The organism is Bradyrhizobium sp. 33ap4, from assembly GCF_032654765.1.
Classification (GTDB): Bacteria; Pseudomonadota; Alphaproteobacteria; order Rhizobiales; family Xanthobacteraceae; genus Bradyrhizobium; species Bradyrhizobium australafricanum.
Window position 1 is genome coordinate 1 of sequence record NZ_JAUMTJ010000046.1, and the last position, 16563, is coordinate 16563.

Annotated in this window: 18 protein-coding genes and 2 pseudogenes; 10 read left to right on the forward strand and 10 right to left on the reverse strand. The window is 58.5% G+C overall.

The genetic code is table 11. From position 1 onward, the window contains the following. Positions 1 to 812: 812 nt before the first annotated feature. Both Q2M23_RS29860 and Q2M23_RS29865 read right to left on the reverse strand, forming a co-directional pair. Positions 813 to 1115 (reverse strand): HigA family addiction module antitoxin, encoded by a 303-nt coding sequence (locus tag Q2M23_RS29860; protein ID WP_092088747.1) that lies wholly within the window; start codon positions 1113 to 1115, stop codon positions 813 to 815. A gap of 19 nt (positions 1116 to 1134) precedes the next feature. Then, positions 1135 to 1416, reverse strand: a complete 282-nt coding sequence (locus Q2M23_RS29865; RefSeq protein ID WP_092088745.1) for a type II toxin-antitoxin system RelE/ParE family toxin — start codon at positions 1414 to 1416, stop codon at positions 1135 to 1137. 769 nt (positions 1417 to 2185) lie between these two features. Here Q2M23_RS29865 and Q2M23_RS29870 point away from each other — a divergent pair. Beyond that, on the forward strand, positions 2186 to 2512 hold the full coding sequence (locus tag Q2M23_RS29870; RefSeq protein ID WP_225648774.1) for a hypothetical protein: 327 nt from the start codon (positions 2186 to 2188) through the stop codon (positions 2510 to 2512). A 514-nt stretch (positions 2513 to 3026) separates the two neighbouring features. After that, positions 3027 to 3203, forward strand: coding sequence for a hypothetical protein (locus Q2M23_RS29875; RefSeq protein ID WP_158074210.1), 177 nt, complete (start codon positions 3027 to 3029; stop codon positions 3201 to 3203). A 699-nt stretch (positions 3204 to 3902) separates the two neighbouring features. Here the strand turns inward: Q2M23_RS29875 and Q2M23_RS29880 are convergent. The 7 genes and pseudogenes from Q2M23_RS29880 to Q2M23_RS29910 all read right to left on the reverse strand — a co-directional run bounded on the left by Q2M23_RS29880 (position 3903) and on the right by Q2M23_RS29910 (position 8755). Next, complete coding sequence (locus tag Q2M23_RS29880) at positions 3903 to 4106, reverse strand: hypothetical protein (RefSeq protein WP_253589130.1); 204 nt, start codon at positions 4104 to 4106, stop codon at positions 3903 to 3905. Positions 4107 to 4194: 88 nt separating this feature from the next. Next, on the reverse strand, positions 4195 to 4941 hold the full coding sequence (locus Q2M23_RS29885) for a Crp/Fnr family transcriptional regulator (protein ID WP_253638718.1): 747 nt from the start codon (positions 4939 to 4941) through the stop codon (positions 4195 to 4197). Positions 4942 to 5443: 502 nt separating this feature from the next. Continuing rightward, positions 5444 to 5692: a DUF6894 family protein gene (locus Q2M23_RS29890; protein WP_028344455.1), complete on the reverse strand. Its 249-nt coding sequence runs from the start codon at positions 5690 to 5692 to the stop codon at positions 5444 to 5446. 138 nt (positions 5693 to 5830) lie between these two features. Further along, positions 5831 to 5980, reverse strand: a pseudogene (locus Q2M23_RS29895) (GTPase); the annotation flags it as partial. A gap of 175 nt (positions 5981 to 6155) precedes the next feature. Further along, positions 6156 to 6470 carry a hypothetical protein gene (locus tag Q2M23_RS29900; RefSeq protein ID WP_316397977.1) on the reverse strand — a complete coding sequence of 105 codons (315 nt, stop codon included), beginning with the start codon at positions 6468 to 6470 and terminating at the stop codon, positions 6156 to 6158. Between the two features lie 563 nt (positions 6471 to 7033). Beyond that, complete coding sequence (locus Q2M23_RS29905) at positions 7034 to 7285, reverse strand: hypothetical protein (protein WP_316397978.1); 252 nt, start codon at positions 7283 to 7285, stop codon at positions 7034 to 7036. A gap of 75 nt (positions 7286 to 7360) precedes the next feature. Continuing rightward, positions 7361 to 8755 carry a carbohydrate porin gene (locus Q2M23_RS29910; protein ID WP_076829462.1) on the reverse strand — a complete coding sequence of 465 codons (1395 nt, stop codon included), beginning with the start codon at positions 8753 to 8755 and terminating at the stop codon, positions 7361 to 7363. Positions 8756 to 8993: 238 nt separating this feature from the next. Between Q2M23_RS29910 and Q2M23_RS29915 the strand changes: the two genes are divergently transcribed. From Q2M23_RS29915 to Q2M23_RS29925, 3 genes are all read left to right on the forward strand, one after another. After that, on the forward strand, positions 8994 to 9221 hold the full coding sequence (locus Q2M23_RS29915) for a hypothetical protein (protein ID WP_076829459.1): 228 nt from the start codon (positions 8994 to 8996) through the stop codon (positions 9219 to 9221). 505 nt (positions 9222 to 9726) lie between these two features. Next, positions 9727 to 9954, forward strand: coding sequence for a hypothetical protein (locus Q2M23_RS29920; protein ID WP_233475235.1), 228 nt, complete (start codon positions 9727 to 9729; stop codon positions 9952 to 9954). Between the two features lie 72 nt (positions 9955 to 10026). Continuing rightward, entirely contained in the window at positions 10027 to 10182 is a 156-nt protein-coding gene (locus Q2M23_RS29925) for a hypothetical protein (RefSeq protein ID WP_316397979.1), read from the forward strand. A gap of 742 nt (positions 10183 to 10924) precedes the next feature. On the opposite strand, the gene Q2M23_RS29930 is transcribed toward Q2M23_RS29925, so the two are convergent. Next, the gene (locus tag Q2M23_RS29930) at positions 10925 to 12193 is read right to left on the reverse strand and encodes a DUF892 family protein (protein ID WP_316397980.1); all 1269 of its coding nucleotides are present in this window, start codon (positions 12191 to 12193) and stop codon (positions 10925 to 10927) included. 272 nt (positions 12194 to 12465) lie between these two features. Here Q2M23_RS29930 and Q2M23_RS29935 point away from each other — a divergent pair, with 272 nt between their 5' ends. The 5 genes and pseudogenes from Q2M23_RS29935 to Q2M23_RS29955 all read left to right on the forward strand — a co-directional run bounded on the left by Q2M23_RS29935 (position 12466) and on the right by Q2M23_RS29955 (position 16119). Beyond that, a complete protein-coding gene (locus Q2M23_RS29935; RefSeq protein ID WP_316397981.1) occupies positions 12466 to 13008 on the forward strand; it encodes a phosphatase PAP2 family protein in 543 nt (180 codons plus the stop codon). Then, positions 12995 to 13600, forward strand: a complete 606-nt coding sequence (locus tag Q2M23_RS29940; RefSeq protein ID WP_316397982.1) for a cupin domain-containing protein — start codon at positions 12995 to 12997, stop codon at positions 13598 to 13600. The genes Q2M23_RS29935 and Q2M23_RS29940 overlap by 14 nt, the downstream gene beginning before the upstream one ends. Positions 13601 to 13927: 327 nt before the next feature. Continuing rightward, positions 13928 to 14999: pseudogene (locus Q2M23_RS29945) on the forward strand (ROK family protein). A 381-nt stretch (positions 15000 to 15380) separates the two neighbouring features. Beyond that, entirely contained in the window at positions 15381 to 15542 is a 162-nt protein-coding gene (locus Q2M23_RS29950; protein ID WP_316397983.1) for a DUF2934 domain-containing protein, read from the forward strand. A 22-nt stretch (positions 15543 to 15564) separates the two neighbouring features. Continuing rightward, positions 15565 to 16119 (forward strand): hypothetical protein, encoded by a 555-nt coding sequence (locus tag Q2M23_RS29955; RefSeq protein ID WP_028344071.1) that lies wholly within the window; start codon positions 15565 to 15567, stop codon positions 16117 to 16119. The last annotated feature ends 444 nt before the right edge of the window (positions 16120 to 16563 follow it).

The window sequence follows — 16563 nt, forward strand, 5'->3', positions numbered from 1 at the left end:
ACGGCTGGCCGAGCAGCCAAATCGACGCGCTTATGCCATGGAACCACGCAGCCTGACGGCCTCAGCTTGCCGCTTACCGACGATGCTTTGGCATGATTATCTTCTGCGGAGATGGCGAGATCAGGCAGCGTGACAAATGCATAGCGAAAGTGTCATTAGGAGACGAATGAGTATTTTGAACCGTTTGAGTATTTTTGAATGAAAACAATTATTTACGCGAGTAACGTGGGATATAGAAGCCCGCCGCTGCCCCTAGTATTTATTCCTCATCACCGCACGGCTTTGGGTATCTATCGGTGATGAGATCGCCGTCAACGCGCTCCCGCCTTGTGCAACGGAAAGGAGTGCGCTGTGGTCATCAAGCGTCGCAATCGAACGAAACATACCAAGACATTCGAAGAGAGATTGGCCGAGGAGGCCGCTCGCTTCAGGGTCGCTGCTGCGCAGCTCCCGCCGGGCACTCAGCGCGAGCTATATCTCCGCCGAGCGCGTCAGGCCGAAACGGCAGCCCATATCAACGAGTGGCTGACATCGCCAGGGCTACAGCCGCCTAAGGCGCTCGAGGACGTACACATGAGGAAGTAACATGACCCCCAGAGAACGCCGTGACATGCCGTGGATTATTGGAGCTGCCACTTTGGTTTTTGTCCTGTCGATCGTCGTTGGCGGCATGACGTACTTCCGGTAGACAGCCGGCCTTGTGGAGCGAGATCCCCAGTGGATTGACTTTTGCAGTCGTAGCCAATATTCGCCCGCAAATCAGCTTGAGTGAATAGATGCGCCCGGCGGCTCCCGTCCGGGCGTCTCTCGTTTCAGGCAGCTTTCGCGTCGATCGGTTTGATCTTTTCCAGGTCGCTGCCAAGTTCTTGTTCGGCCATCTGCACGTCATAGGCATTCTGCAGGTTCAGCCAAAGCTGAGCAGAGGTTTTCAGCGCCTTGGACAGGCGAAGAGCAGTGTCCGCGGTAATCGAGGTCTCCTCGTTCGCAATACGCTCAATCCTGGTACGGGGAACGCCGCAAACCTTGGCGAGCGCACCGGCCGAAATGTCGAGCGGGATGAGAAATTCCTCGCGTAGCACCTCACCGGGGTGCATTGGGGGCAGTTTCTTTGCCATATGACCCTCCTTGGTCTGGCTAGTGGTAGTCAACGAACTCGACCTCCTTTGGACCTTCAGCGGTCCATGTGAAGCAAATGCGGAACTTATCGTTCACGCGGATGGAATATTGCCCCTTGCGGTCGCCTTTCAGGGCTTCAAGGTGATTGCCGGGAGGGGCCAAAAGGTCGCGTAGGTTCACAGCTGCGTTCAGATACTGGAGCTTACGGCGAGCTAGCTTGAGCAGATCGGCCGGAAAGCCTTTCTTGGCTTTGCCGTTGAAGGCTGCTTCGGTCAGCTCGTCCTTGAAGCTCTTGATCATGATCAGAGTGTATCATACGGTGATACGCCTCGCAAGAGGTTTGTATCATAATATGATACGTTCTTGTAGATCCGCAAGTTTTCCGATGCGGAATCCTCCTACCGAATAGGTGGGAGCCGCGGGATTACCACGCCGCTCTGGAGTGCGCTTTGAAGCCGGGCGTCGGCGCGCGATCGGGATTTGGCATCGTCGAGCCGGCAAGGATGACGTTTGCCTGCACTGGGCGGCCGCGTCGGCATTCGAGCGGCCCGCAGGGGCGCAAAGCGATCTTTTCATTCGGTTCAAGAACGGGGCGACCTGGCAGGTCGTCGGCTCGGATAGCTATAACTCGACGTCGGGTCTCCTCCAGCCGGTGTGACATTCTCCGAACGGGCGCTTGCGAACCCAGCAGCGTATGCGTATCTCGCCCCGATCCAACCACGCCAAGTCGATGCTGGACGTGGCGCGCGAGAGCTCTGACTGGTTCGCGCAGGTTCTGACTGTCGACAACACGGGCGCGATCTCGCGTGAAGCCGTTGAGATCCAGCGTAGGGAGTATCTACGGCGACGAGGCCGGCGATGCGCTGATCGAGCAGGAATATTTCTGTTCCTTCGAGGCTGCGGTTCTGGGCTCCTGTTGGGGCAAGCAGATCCGAGAGGCAGAGCAGGGCGGCCGGATCCCCGATGTCGCGGTGAATCGCTATCTGCGCGTGAACACCGCGTGGGATATCGGTGTCGACGATGCGATGGCGATCTGGTGCTTCCAAGTCTATTTCATGTTCCTAGCCCGGTGCTCCATGCGATCCCGGCGCTCAAGAGCTTCTACGCTGAAGCCAACACGTTCTGGGGCAAGGTCTGGGCGCTCACGGGGCGTTCGGTCACGGTGCTATGGGGCTTGTTCCTGACCGGCATCGGGACCGTATTTCAGTGGCTTGATCCAATTGCCGCGGCGCTTGGCGATCCTGATCTGAAGGCCCAAGTGATGGAGGCGCTGGAGGACAACCCGCAGTACCTCGCTTACGTGTTGATGGGATCTCAGCCATCACTATCGCGGCTCGGCTTCGATCGGTTGGGAAGGCCTGACCGATGTGGGAGACCGTCATTGGATGGTTCTTGAAGGGGCCGCTTGACCGCATCTTCAGTACCGTGGACAACGCGATTAACAATGAGACGACCCGAGAGAACCCGAGAGCAGGTCAAGGCCGATCTCGCGAAGTCCTACCTCTCGTCTCAAGTCGCTATTTTAACCGGTCGCGGATGGTGGTTCCCACTACTGTTCATCGTGCCAGCAGGCTTCTGGTTTGCTGCTGTATGCATCTATTCAGTCCTTTGGTGCAAGGCATGCGCCTTTCCACAGTCGTGGACGATTGCTGCGCTTCCCTCCCCACTGGATCAATGGATGGGAGCCATCTTTGGCTAGCTGTTCATCGCCAAAGCTGGCGGCGAAAATTGTCGCGCGACTTAAGCGGTAGGGCAATGCGAAGTGGAAAGGATATCCGAATCCAGCTGCTCGAAAACCAGCTGACCGAAAGCTATGACAAGCGCGTGTTGGCTGCCGATCGCCTCGCCGAAGCCATTCACAGCACGCGTACCGCGTTGGAAGCCCTGACCTCAGAGATACGGGCAAAGCGATGAACCAGATCATCAATCAGTTTCGACGCATCTTCGCCGGCGACGGGCGCGGGGACAAAGATTTCACCCAGCAGGAAGAGCGGTTGAAGAAGGCTCAGGATGAACTGAAGGAAGCATCCGCTTCATTGGCGCGAGCCGCTAACCATCTCGCCGACTTCATCAAAGCCAGGATGTGATGGAGTTCCAGCCTTCATGATCGTTCTCTCGGTTCTCACCATCGCCATCGCGTTCAGGAGTGGCGCGAGTGGCGAACGAATCCGCCTGCTCTTCTGGACAGGCGGTACTCGGCCTGATGCCTTCACGCCTGTTTCCCTCCCTAGACTTTCCCAGCACCCTTTCGTTCACGCCGAGATGTTGAGGAAGTCACGACCTTGCCCCCGGGTGTGATTCTGATGCTGTGCCCATTAGGGCAGCTGAGATCGGATATCGTCCGGGACGCGAAGGCAAGCGTTGCTGCCGAAAGGATCAACGCTAGCTCGCGACAAATCGGGCACAGATACTTTTTGTCTGTAGGCGGTATTGGCGACGCCATCGGGCTCTCCGCCAAAACACTGCCGGGAAAACGCAGGTTAGGATTGCGGGTTCCCGTGCTGGCTCTCCTCTTGCGGGAAAGGATCGTGCGTTTTGCGGCCGAGGAAGGTGTCAGGCGGAGGTAGTTTTTAATAGTTCAGCCGCCTTTGCAATGAGTTCGCGGACGAATGCGGTCTGCTTAGATATTTGGGCGGCTTCATCGTGAACCCGATGAACAGGTTGGATTGGCATGGCTGTGCTCCTTGGCTTTGCAGGCGGGAGAGCTCTCGGTCTCTCAGCCACCGACGCCTACGGGCAGAGCCTTGGCCGGTGATAACTCATCAATGGCGCTGGAGCGATTTTGCTCAATAGTGAACATAAGCTGGCGCCCAATCGGCGTCGGGCTCTTCTTTGTGCCTCGCCACAGCTTCATTAACTTTGTGGCGGTCGAGCCGATCTTCGGGGGAGAGCATCGAGACAGGGCGCCAGATGCTAACGTTGATCTCCAAGTTTGAATTACGTGGCTTCGTGGCCCACTCCCACCATTGATCAAATGCGTCTTTGGTCACTCACGACTCCTGCGACATTGCCGGGTGCGTCCGGTTCTTGATCTTCCCCTGCCTGGATATGGTTCGGGCCGGCGCTGCCTAGGCCGGTTCACTCGGCTGCCAATATGATCGCGCGCGGACTTGGGACTTTTAGCGCATGGAGATAATCGGCGCTGAACTCGGCCACCGTTTCGAGCTCCTCGCGCCGAAGCACGTAGGCGATTTGTCCGCGCCAATCGAGCAATCCCATCTTTCTCAGTTCCTGAACTGTGCGATTGACATGGACGGTTGAGAGGCCACAGGCATCCGCAAGGTCTTGCTGCGTTAAAGGAAGACGGAAAGTGTCGTTGTCGAGCAAACCCACCATCTCAAAACGGGTGGCAAGCTCGCAGAACAGATGCGCGACTCTTGGCAGCGCCGCCCTTGAGCCCAGGTTTTCGACCCATTCTCGGTAGATCGCTGCATGGATAAGGGTCTCTCGCCAAAATGCGTTTGTCAGCCCCGGAGATTCCTTCAACATCCGCCGGAGATGCGAATGGGATATGAAGGCCACAGTCGAGGTCCCCTCGCTGCAGAGATCGTGATCCAAAACGGGCAGATGCAGCGTATGGAGATCAGGTACGTCCCCCGGTACGTAGATGGACGATATTTGATTGCGTTCGGAAACAACCCTTCGACGCGACAGCATTCCAGTCATCACGACGGCACAATGCACGGGCACGTCGCCTTGCTGTGCGACGCGGTCGCCGTCTCTAAATGTTTTGATGATGTGAGGCATCTGCTGGAGCCGAACCTTGTCTTGCTCGGACAGCTCAACGACGGACAGCAAACGCGCGATTAGCTTGACATGCGGCATCAGACACTCCCTCCCCTTCGCAGGCGGGAGCACGAGAGTGTCTCTCAGTCACCAGCGCCCACAGAAAAGGCCTTGGCCGATGATGCTCAAGCAACGCGGGAAAGGGAACTAAGTTCCCGCGCTTGACTGAACCATCAGATGCGTGTTCGCCCTGCGAGAAAGGTAGGATATCTCGCTGTAACAAATTGATGCAGAAAGTGCGCTCCGCCGGGCGCAAGATTCACTTCGGTTATTTCGGGAACCCTACTTTGCCAAGATCCTCGATGGCATGGGGCAGGTGATTTTCATTTCCTATTTTTACAGCCCTAAAATGACGACCGCTGCATCCTGGCGGACAGCGGTTCGGCAATCAGTCTAGGCCCCAGCCAGTCCCCTCGCTGGGGCCTTTTTTTTGGAACAGAGGGCCACAGGCGCGGTTCTAGTCTCGCTTTGATGAGGAGTGGGACGACCCCTCGGCCTCAGTGCTCTTCCCGGGCGCTGGGGCCGTTTTTGCAGTTTGAGGTTAGCTCACTTTGTTGCGGCTGATCGCGAAGGAAAAGCGGACCGTCATAACGGGGCCGGCGTCGTCCCGGACCTCGATCTCCATTTGCTCAGCGCCGCTACCGCTGAGGGTCGCTACGGCATCACGGGCCATGCCGCCTAAAGATCGCGCAGCCTCGTCCTGTGCCGCGTCCAGATCCCGAAGATCGAGGCCTTCCTCGTCAGGGGTTGTTCCGTTGCCATCCTTTAAATCGAAGTAATACCGAGGCATTGAGCGCGCCCATTCATTTCCTAACATTTCAAAGCGAAATTCGGAGGCGCGTTCCTAGTGGCCCCGCTTTTTGAAATGCGGGCGGCCTGTTTGGGGAGCACAGGAACAGGTCCTCATTCGGCGGTTGGGTCATCGGCGGAGCTGCACCTCGATCACATCGCGGGTCGTGCCGGCATGCGGCGAGACGATCGCGACCTCGCGCTTGGCGAGCTGATTGATCAGGGTTGATTTGCCGACATTCGGCGGACCGGCGATCGCGACCACCAGGCCGTCGCGCAACCGCTCGCCTCCGGACAAGTCGAAGCACAAGGTCAATTTCGACAACCTCACGCCGCTGTTTCCCAATCAGCGTTGATTGGCGGTGATGGAGTGCGCGATGTTCTGCATCAGCACCGTTTTGCCGGTGCGTGGCGGCGCCGCGATCAGCGCGCGCACTGCCCCCCGCGGCATTGCGGGGGCTTGTTTAGCGAACCCTGGTAGGCTTGCTCATCTCCGCAAGCCCGCCAGCAGTAATGCGATAGCTGACCTTTCCGTGAGCTTCTCGAATCTCAATCCACTGATGGCGAAGTAAGGTCAGCTTCAACTTTGCCTGATCTGGCAGATCGACAGCGGGGACCCATTCACCGCCCCGAAGGTGCTCCAGAAATTGCCGATGGCGATGATTGAACGAAGTGGCCAAGCCAAGCCCAAAGAGCAAAAATTGTTCAGAGTGGACGAATCCAGCAGTCCAGACATCATGGGCATCGAAGGCCCGTCCGTCGTGATCCAAATGGATCACTGACTTATCCCGCGCGAGGCCGACCCGTGAAATACAGCGACAGAACGCTCCCGACGCGATAGAATGAGTTGTTGAACACAACCGAATGCGTCAAGTGGCTCGTGTATTGGGAGATCGTTCATGAGATTCTTTTTCCTCGGTATCGCAATGGCCGGAATCGTAGTCGGGACACAAGCAAAGGCAGGCGCGAGCCGAGACTATGAAGTTGACTACTACGCGGAGCGACAGCTTCAGACGCAGGTTGGAACGTTCTACAAGCCATGCGGTACCGGCGCCGCCACAATGAACGGGCAGCGAACGCACTACTTCAAGAAGTCGCAATCATCATGTCTGGTCACTGGGGGACATCCGCCGCCAGCGACAATAAGCTGCGAGTTCACCCAAGCGGGTTGCACAGACGCTCTCGCACATGCGTTTCCGCTCATCCCTCACGCACCCGGCTTCAGCCTGAGCATGGGTGCTGCACCCGCGTTGTTCCAAGCTAGCGCCGTTGACCAGGAGCTTTATAAGCGAAACAAGCGCGATTCCGGCGTGAAGTAAATCGGATTGGAGCTTTACGCGACTTAGGTGGCCTCCGGATTAGCCGCATTTGGAGCCGCCGCCTTTGCCGCGGCCAGTTCATTCGCCTTGTTAGCGCTGAGCGCTTTGATTTCCGCCAGCCGCATTTCTCGCTTATGCTTTTCATCAAAAAGCATCTCGATCAAGTCAATCAACATCTGAGCCTCGCCGGGCTCGATGTCGACGATTAGATTCGCGTCCTTTTCCATGTGGGCGCCAATATTGCCAACGATGCGAACCGCGTCGATCGCATCCACGCTCTCGTGCGTTACGCCCTTTGGAGCCGTATGATCGTCTAGCTGTTTTCGTCGATTAACGGCGGAATCTGCCTCCTAGAATTTCAAAGTCGTGCGTAGGCCGAAGACTGTTGCGTTCTTGAGCGCTCGGCCCGGGATCGGCCCCGCCGGGTCCGTTGCTCCGCCCCCGGGATGAATGATGTATTGGAAATTTGGCTGCAGGGTCCAGCCGTCCCGTAACTGATATTGATACACCGCCGTCAACAGTCCTTCGAAGCTGCGCACCGGCCATGTCGGACCAAAGAGTACGCGATAGTCGACGTCCAGTGCCTGAGCCCGCCTCGAGACGTGGGCGTAGCCAGCAGCGATGCCGAATTTGTCGTCTGGTCGTTTGTCGCTGAGGCCGATGAACTCGAGTCCGGCGTCAGCGTAGAGATCAATCAGATTGCGGTCCGCGGGAGCGCCGGAGATGCGAGCGAAAACGCCGATTCCCCGATCATCGCTTTTGGGCACGCGATAAATCTGCTGCTCGAAGACTGCCCATCCGCCGACATCGCCTGTCAACATCAGGGGAGTGCCGCTGCTGGCCGGCGCCGCAAGCGAAACGCCGTTGCTGGCGAGTTGAAGATCGGAGAATGGCCCGAGGTGACGCCACCCGCCGAACTTGATCTGGCCCGTCAGATTGGGATCGCCCTTCGTGTTGTTCCAGGAGTACTGGATTTGGCCCAGCAGAAGGGGCGGATCGTTAATCCGGAAGTTGACGCCATATCGGTTGCGTTGTTGTGGATCGCCTGGGCCCGGACCCGCCTGGTTGCCGTCGAAGACGCCGCCAAGAATGGATAGCTGATCCGTGATGTTGACCAGCAGCCGGGTGCCCATTGCCGCCAACGGCGGCGACGGACCGCCGCTGGGCAGGTCGAGAGATGTGATTGCCGGCCACCCCATCGATGCGTTGGTGAAGACATCTGTATATTTCGTGTTGAAGAACTCGCTATCGGCGGCGAGCTGCCCGAACTTCAGGGAGACCTTTTTGTTACCCCACTGCTTCTCGAAGTAGGCTTCGTAAAGTCGCGTCGACGGCAATGCCTCGATGCCGCTGACGACGAAGAGATTGTCGAGATAGTTGCGCGACAGTCCCGCACCGTGAATCTGGAACATATTGGCGTGGAAGGTAAGCTTGTCGATGCCGGCGAGCTTCTGCAGGTCGACATCGACGGCAAGGTTCAGCCGGCCTTCATAGATCGCTCCCTGCTTCAGCCCGCCGGAGAAATTTCCGAGCGTCTCGCCGATGTAGGTCGCGGCGAATTTGATCCCGTATTTTTGAAACGGGTTCGGCAGAAGTCCAAGCGTCTTCTCCTCGATGGTGCTCTCGCCGGTGTCCGGATCGGCAGGCTTGTCTTCGTCGGTCTTCTTGTCTTCCTGCGCGAAAGCGTGGGTGCCGGCGAGAAGCCCCGCAACAAGGACCGTCAGCGTCAGGCATCTAACGACCATGTTCAATCGAACCGCATAGCGAGGAGTCCGCAAGACAGGGGCACATTGGGACACGGTCGAATAGCAAACTCAAGAGGGCGCGCCCGTTGGCCGGTTCCGCCCAGGTGATTTTCCAAGCCCGTGATTTTTGCGGCAGCGCGAGAGGCGAGCCGGCTGAAAAAGGGCAACCCCGGGAACAATCGGAACTTTGCCTTGACGCTGCCGTTCGTGAGTGGGGCCAGAAATGGAGGAGAGTGAGATGAATAAGCTGATCGTCTGCGGCGCCCTTGCCGCTTTTGTGCTCGGTGCGCAGGCTGCGAGCGCCGCCGAATTCTACATCGTGCGCGATGCCGCGACCAAGAAATGCACGGTCGTCGACACAAAGCCGACAACTACCACCACGACGGTCGTTGGCGACGGCGTCTATAAGACCAAGACGGAAGCCGAATCCGCCGTGAAGACCACCAAGGTCTGCACCGAACAGTGATGATCCGTCGGCCATGGTTCGGGCCGGTCGGAAGGACAAGGAGGATGAACGATGCCTGTATTTCTGTTGTGGGCCGTTCCCGCCGTCATCGTGATCGGCGGCGCCGGCTATTGGCTGATTCACATACACTGATCAAACTACGATGATCACGAAGCGGCCCGTCCGGTCATGTAAGGCGAGTCGCTTTTCTGCCGGGCCGGCGCCCTTTTCGGACGGGCAGCGGACGAAGCCAGGCAACCACGCCAACCGCCGTACGTTGACCCTCGAATGGGGCGCAGCTACGGAGCCGCCGATGATCGAAACCGATACCCTTTTGGTGAAGTGCCCCAACTGCGGCGCTTGGCCTATGGCGGCGGGCCCGAACGCCCCCTATTCCCATCAGGACGTTCGGCTGAGATGCGCCAAGTGCGGCCATGGCGAGGATGGCCGGCTGCGACGCTCCACGTCCGTCGAACGCCCCCCACAGCAGCCGCATGCCGTTTGAATCATGAAGATACGCGCGCACTTGCAAAGCCACATCGTCGAGCTCGATGACGGCTCGAGATGGCAGATCTTTCCGGGCGATCTCGACTTGACGCTGAACTGGGAGCCCGAGACGGACCTGATGGTTCTCGATGCAGACGACGAAGTTGCGTCTCATGTCCTGGTCGGTAGTGGCGCAAAGGTGCGCGCGAGGCCCGTGGGCGACAGCTGGCCTGCGACGCAAGTCAAGGACGCGCTGAAGGGCGGTTGAGCGCTTTTTTGCAACCCGCCGGTTGGAAGACGAGTTTGGCTCGCGGAGGCGCAGGGATGCCGACGCCTGGCGTTGTCGATCAGCGATCTGGATACTGTCGAGCGGCTAAATGCGCTGGGCGATCCTGCTCCGGAAGAGCGTGACGAAATCGAGAAGCTGCTCGCGAAGATCGACACCGTGCTGAGCTTGCTCGAGCCGCGACATGTTGCCGGACCGAGCAGCGAATGAACCGGCGCTGCCGCCAGTCAGCGCGCGGCAAGCTGACAAAGCGATCTCGGACGATGATCGTCTCCGTGTGGCGCAGGGCTGGCTAGGCCTACTCCGGAGACGCCCGCAGTCGGAGCAAGAGGCGTTCGAAGCTAGAAGCAAAGCCGAGGGCACAGGGCAGCCCGACTCGGAGGCCTCGAACTAGCGATAATTGGTGAACAATTTCCGAGAGGAACGCGCCTTCTGTCCAAAATTAACAGAGCATCGCTAATGGCAGTGGAGCAACGCATGCAAAAGCGGCGTCGTTTCAAACAAGAGCATTCTCTAGAAGTGCGGTTGACAGAAGAGGCCAAGAGCCTGCGCGACGAAGCCAGCGGGCTTCCACCAAGTATCGAGAAAGAAGAGCTGTTGAAGAAGGCCCGACAGGCTGAGACTGGCGCTCACATGAGCGAGTGGCTCCCCTCCCGGACTCCAGCCGTCCACCTAGCTTGACCTACGTCAACGTGGCTTTAGCTGCTGGCCTGAGAGTTCGCGTTGATTTGGCTGGGGATGTCGTAGAGGCCGCCTCAGTTGGCGGCCTCTTTCATCCTGGATCCAATTCATATGTTGGCCGAAAATCCGGCGAAGTGCCATCATATTGGGATACTGAATACCCAAAAGATGACCGAGGTATTGGCGCAGCGCTCTCATTCCGGTATCTGACAGGAACTGCTGGTCTTGCGGTCCTTCGGGCCCTGAGCACTTGCGGCCCCGCCAGCCGGCGTTATTCGGCCTGTTCGATCGCGGCTGGCATTTTGGCTACCGACATCAGAGATCGAGCGACTTGGTTTAGCAACTGATCAGAATTCTCCTCTTCCGCAAGTGACTTCGACAACAGCGCGACGACTGCACTGTGGCGTAGCTGCTGGGCGAGATTCTTCGCCGTGGTGTAAGCCGAGATTTCATAGTGCTCCACACGCTGTGCAGCTCCGATTAAGGCGAGGTCCGCGGCCGCGTCTTCCTTTTCCTCTCCCTCAGCCATGATTTCCTGGCCTTCCTCGATAAGCCCCATCATTCCCTTGCAAGGCTTCGCTCGGACGGTCTTGCCGAGCAACTCGAAGCATTCATTGATGCGCTCCACCTGGTTTTCGGTCTCGACGAGATGTTGCTCAAACAGCTCTCGCAACTGATCGAAGCGAGCTGCCTCGGCCATCTTCGGAAGCGTCTTGATGAGTTGCTTTTCGGCATGCAGGATGTCGCGGAGCTCATCGATCAACAAGTCGCCAAGCCCGGCTTGGTCATCTGGCGGCGAACTTTCCGCGACGATCGCGGCGGACGCGCCGGGGTCAGCCTGGATCGCTGGCGATTCCGTGAAGACCCAGCCATTGCCCTCGTTCCACGGACCGCGGGCGTCGATCTCGCCGTGGTCGCCGGCCCCGGTGGAGTCGTTGAAGAACTGGTCGACCAGTCCCGGTGTTGGGGCGATGCGGCCGATGCTGAAAGCGGGCTTGGCCATGCTCTCGAGCGCCAGCGCGAACGCTCTCATGTGTGTGATTTCCCGCGTCATCAGGAACTGCAGCGCGTCCTTGGTACCGGCGTCGTCGCAGAAATTGATTAGGCGTTCATAGACGATCTTGGCCCGCGCTTCGGCGGCGATGTTGCTGCGCAGATCGACGTCGAGCTCGCCGGTTATCTTCAGGTAATCGGCCGTCCACGCATTGCCCTGGGAATTGAACAGGTTCACGCCGCCGCCACCAGCGATCGCAATCAGGGGATCGGCTTCGGCGGCCTGGCGATCGAACTTCGCCGGCTTGAGATGCATCCGGGCGAGTGTCCCCACGACTTCGAGGTGACTCAGTTCCTCGGTGCCAATATCCATCAGCAGGTCCTTGCGATCCGGATCCTCGCAGTTGAGCCCCTGTATCGAATATTGCATCGCGGCAGCGAGTTCGCCGTTGGCACCACCGAACTGTTCAAGAAGCATGTTGCCAAAACGAGGGTCTGGTTCGTCGACGCGGACAGTGAACATCAGCTTCTTGACATGGTGGTACATCGAAAGGCCTTGCAATGAGAGGGGAGATCATCCCGAACGGAAGCCAGGATCGTTTGTTCCTATCGGACGGAGGATTCCTGCCCGGACGCCGAACCGCCGACTTTCCTTGTTTGGAAAGCCGGGGGAGGACCTCGACGGCACGTTGAGCGTTGGGGAGGTACTTACCTTTCCGATCGTTGAGACATGTTCAAGATCGCTAGCTTGTCAGCAAGGCGCCTTGGCCGCAGTCAAGCTTTCCAGTGAATGTTAGACCGACCAGAGCGGATGTCGCGGTGACACATTCAATCGCCCGCAGCACTGCGCCGGCCCCGGAGCAGGTGGCCCGCGCCCTGACCTGGGGCGCAGATGAGAAGCTTCTTCTGGTCCTGACAGCCGTCGGCTGGCTTGCCTCGCGCGGTTGTGGGGTGCCGCTGCGGCGCGCAGGAAACCATGCTCTGCCAGTGACGGTCGCTGCGTCGCTGCTGCCCCATGATCTAAAACTCGTATTCGACCAAACTCGGCCGGATCGTCGGACGGTGATTGGGCATATGCATGGCGTCTCGCTTTCCGGCAAACGAAAAGATGCGTTTCCCTCAGGCCACGCGCTGCACATGGGCGCACTGGCATCGGCGGCCAGCGGGTTGCCGGCTGGTCTCCGGCGGGCGATCCGCGCGATTGCGGTCGGGCTGTCGCTCACTCGCATTGCGATCCTGGCGCATTGGGCGAGCGATGTCGTTGCCGGCTTCGCACTCGGGGCGATTCTCGAACGGGTCCTCCGGCTTTGGACCGGCTACTCGAACGGAATTTCAAAGGAGGATGATCATGCCGACTCTTGAAGACCTGAAGGGATACATGGAGCGCGCAACCGGTCTGAAGCGCCCCGGCAAGCGGAAGGCTGTGGATCTCGCGCGAGCGCGAAAGCCTGTTGCGGTTCGCTTTAAGGACGACGGTCTCATTCCAAATCACCCGCGATGGCCGCTCGTACTGTATCGAAACGCGGTCGCTTTCGACGAGGACCTGGACGCCGCAGCCGTGATCGAGGACCTATTTGAAGCGAACGGATGGGGAGATAGCTGGCGGGATGGCATCTACGATTACGTGCATTATCACTCCAGGATCCATGAGGTGCTCGGCATCGCGCGCGGCAAGGGCCGCGTTCGGTTCGGCGGCAACAAAGGGAAGATCTTCACCCTGAAGGCTGGGGACATCGCGGTTCTTCCCGCCGGCACAGGCCATCAGTGCCTTTCCGCGGGCGATGAGTTCCTCGTCATCGGGGCATACCCGCCGACCGGTACATACGACGAGTGCACGAGCGTCGAAGACCGTCAGCGGGCGCTGAAAGCCATTCCGAAGGTTTCGGTGCCGCGTAAGGATCCGGTCTATGGGGCCGGCGGGCCGCTCTCGAAGCTCTGGAAGAAAGCGAAATGACCGAGTACGTCATCCGCTTCGTCCTCGGGGCGATCTTTTCTTCATTAGTTCGCAATGAGGAAGTTTGATCTCGTCATGGCCGAGCTACCTTCCGGGCATTCATATCGGCACCGTCACCCGCCCAGATATTGATTTCCCAGCAGTACACGGGCTGACGCGACTCCTGTTGGGGCACTTGAGGTCCTATTGGGGCATTTGAGGGCCGGGCGAAATGCAGCACGGTTCGTCCCAAGATCGTGCACAAGGAGACCAGAGGAACTGCGGTTATCGGCGCGGGTTGAATGCAAAGCAGTCCAGTTGCTGCACGCGGCTTGTGCAAGGTTTAGAATGGCCGACGAAACGATCAAGACCACCGGCATAGCCGCACACGGCGCCTCTCGCCTCCCGTGGGTCGAGATCGACAGTTTCAACCTCGAACTTAAAGATGAGGACGAATTCCTGGGGGACCGTGCCAGCACGGGCGCCTTCCGGGAAACTCTCGAAAATGGCGAAAGCCGCTGCGCAAATTTGGCGAAGATCCCTTCGGGAAGGAGCTTTCCGAAGATATCAGCAAAAAGGAGCTCGACGCCGTCCTTGGCGGCGACGATCCCGAAGCCTCCGTTGTCGTCCACAGCGCCATCGAGGACTTTGCACAGGAGCTCGCCCGCGTAACGCGGCGGTTCCTAAAAGCCAAGGCCTGGGAAAAAACCGAGCGCATCGTAGTGGGCGGCGGTTTTCGGGACAGCCGCCTCGGCGAACTCGCCATCGCCCGGGCCGAAATCCTCCTGAAGGCGGACAACTATAAGGGGTCGAGATGCTCCCGATCCATTCTCATCCGGACGACGCCGGCCTTATCGGCGCGCTATATCTCGCTCCATCCTGGATATTCGAAGCGCACGACTCCATCCTTGCCGTGGACATCGGAGGCACGAACATCCGCTGCGGCGTCGTGGAAACGCGACGCAAGAAGGCGCCGAACCTCTCCAAGGCGTGCGTGTGGCAGTTCGAGCTATGGCGTCATGCCGACGACGAGCCGTCGCGTGAGAACGCTGTGAGGCGCCTGGTCAAGATGCTCAAAGAACTGATCGCGAAGGCGGAAGACGAGGGATTCAAGCTCGCGCCATTCATCGGCATCGCATGCCCAGGCGTTATCAAGAGCGACGGCTCGATCGAGAAGGGCGCGCAGAACTTGCCCGGCAACTGGGAGAGCAGCAAGTTCAATGTACCCGCAAGTCTCGTCCAGGCGATCCCGCAGATCGGGGAGAACGACACCGCCGTCATCATGCACAACGATGGGGTCGTGCAGGGACTTTCTGAGGTCCCCTTCATGCAAGACGTGAAGCGTTGGGGCGTGCTGACGATCGGCACCGGTCTCGGCAACGCCCGCTTTACCAACCGCAATGGCAAAGGCGAACGCTGAGGTTATGGGAAGAAGGTGGCTCGATATCCGGTAAAATGAGGGCCGATCGTTGGCTGGGTTGTGAAACGCGTTTTTGGGGGAGACCAAGATCGGCATCTCAGGAGGCAGCTGAAATTTCCTTCCTGAACTGGCATAGGCGGCGGTCACCACCGCGATTTCGTTCGGCCAAGGGCGACTTTTTGCCGCTCATAGGGCAAGGTTTCAACGGAGGAACCTCGCTGACTTCGCGGGTTTATCACCGGAAGGAGGGATCGGCGCTAGCGAGTGGAAATGACTGCTGTGATAGCGGCGGCCGAGCGTGTCGCTGACGACTACCGGCGAATAGGCCGTGATTAGCGGAAACCCAGCCCACGATCCCTACAGAGTTGAAGGAGGCACGTGGTGACCCAACCGACCGAAAAGGAAATCGAGAAGCGCGCCTACGAGATATGGGAGCGGAGCGGCAAGCCCGAAGGCAGGAAGGAAGAATTCTGGCGGTTGGCGGAGCAGGAGTTGCGAAACGAGGACAAGTCATCTCCCCTCCGCACTCCAGATAGCCTGTAAGCAGAGAAGAAGCGCTAACCGGATGTCTCATTCCGCAGCAGCCGAAACTGTATTGCTGTACTTTGTGCTGCCCCTTTGGTTATTGGCGGGGTTTGCTGATTATCTTTGCCATCGCGCATCTCGGATTGAGACGACAAGCGGCTATAAGGAAACCCTACTTCATCTGTTGATGTTGATCGAACTTGCGATACCATTGCTGGCGGCGATTTTTTTTGAAATCAACGCTCTTATTATTGCGGCTATGATCGTCGGCTTTGTTACGCACCAGCTGACAGCCCTCTGGGATACAACATTCGCCAGCCATAAGCGGAGCATCACGCCCATCGAACAGCAGGTCCATAGTTTTCTCGAGCTGATGCCTCTCATGGCGATGGTGATCGTCATCATCTTAAACTGGCCGCAATTCCTCAGCCTTTGGGGACTGGGTTCTGGGCCCGCACGTTACGAACTCGCCCTGAAGCGAGAGCCATTACCATGGACGTATGTGGCGGCGTTTCTATTCGCGGTCCTGCTGTTTGAAGTCCTTCCCTATATGGAGGAATTCGTTCGAGGCTTACGGTCGCGGAAGAGGGCTTAGCTCCGAACGCGGAGCACCATGAATGAAGGTTGCCGTCATCGGAGCGACAGGACTTTTAAGGTCCGCTATTGTGGCTGGCTTTCCTCGCACGGCCATTCGGTCCTTTCGATGAGTAGAATCGCCGACATTAGGTGTCCTGGCACGATCTCAACGAGGCGCGGATTGTATCTTCACAACCACCGCTGTCGTTGCACAGCCCGTCAACAGGCTCGCTGCTTGTGCTGCACGTCGGTTACTCCTTCTGGGAAGGATGGATCGTGGTCGATGGTGCTGTATCTCTCGTCTCACCGAATCTGCTGGCTGTGGTTTGCCTTCGGCATTCCAGTGTTCATGGCGGTGGCCGCTATACTCTGGCTGATGATAGCTAAACCTTAACTTGAGGTGTTTTGAAGCGTGATGGCAGTGCCGAGCTCGCCAGGATGCTCCGCTCGCGGTGGCATGCCA

Excerpts from the sequence above, each read along its gene's own strand:
- Q2M23_RS29940 (WP_316397982.1), top strand. The coding sequence starts at position 12,995 with ATGCCGACTCTTGAAGACCTGAAGGGATACATGGAGCGCGCAACCGGT.
- Q2M23_RS29885 (WP_253638718.1), bottom strand. The coding sequence starts at position 4,941 with ATGCCGCATGTCAAGCTAATCGCGCGTTTGCTGTCCGTCGTTGAGCTG.
- Q2M23_RS29890 (WP_028344455.1), bottom strand. The coding sequence starts at position 5,692 with ATGCCTCGGTATTACTTCGATTTAAAGGATGGCAACGGAACAACCCCT.
- Q2M23_RS29865 (WP_092088745.1), bottom strand. The coding sequence starts at position 1,416 with ATGATCAAGAGCTTCAAGGACGAGCTGACCGAAGCAGCCTTCAACGGC.
- Q2M23_RS29910 (WP_076829462.1), bottom strand. The coding sequence starts at position 8,755 with ATGGTCGTTAGATGCCTGACGCTGACGGTCCTTGTTGCGGGGCTTCTC.
- Q2M23_RS29875 (WP_158074210.1), top strand. The coding sequence starts at position 3,027 with ATGAACCAGATCATCAATCAGTTTCGACGCATCTTCGCCGGCGACGGG.
- Q2M23_RS29955 (WP_028344071.1), top strand. The coding sequence starts at position 15,565 with ATGTCTCATTCCGCAGCAGCCGAAACTGTATTGCTGTACTTTGTGCTG.
- Q2M23_RS29915 (WP_076829459.1), top strand. The coding sequence starts at position 8,994 with ATGAATAAGCTGATCGTCTGCGGCGCCCTTGCCGCTTTTGTGCTCGGT.
- Q2M23_RS29860 (WP_092088747.1), bottom strand. The coding sequence starts at position 1,115 with ATGGCAAAGAAACTGCCCCCAATGCACCCCGGTGAGGTGCTACGCGAG.
- Q2M23_RS29930 (WP_316397980.1), bottom strand. The coding sequence starts at position 12,193 with ATGTACCACCATGTCAAGAAGCTGATGTTCACTGTCCGCGTCGACGAA.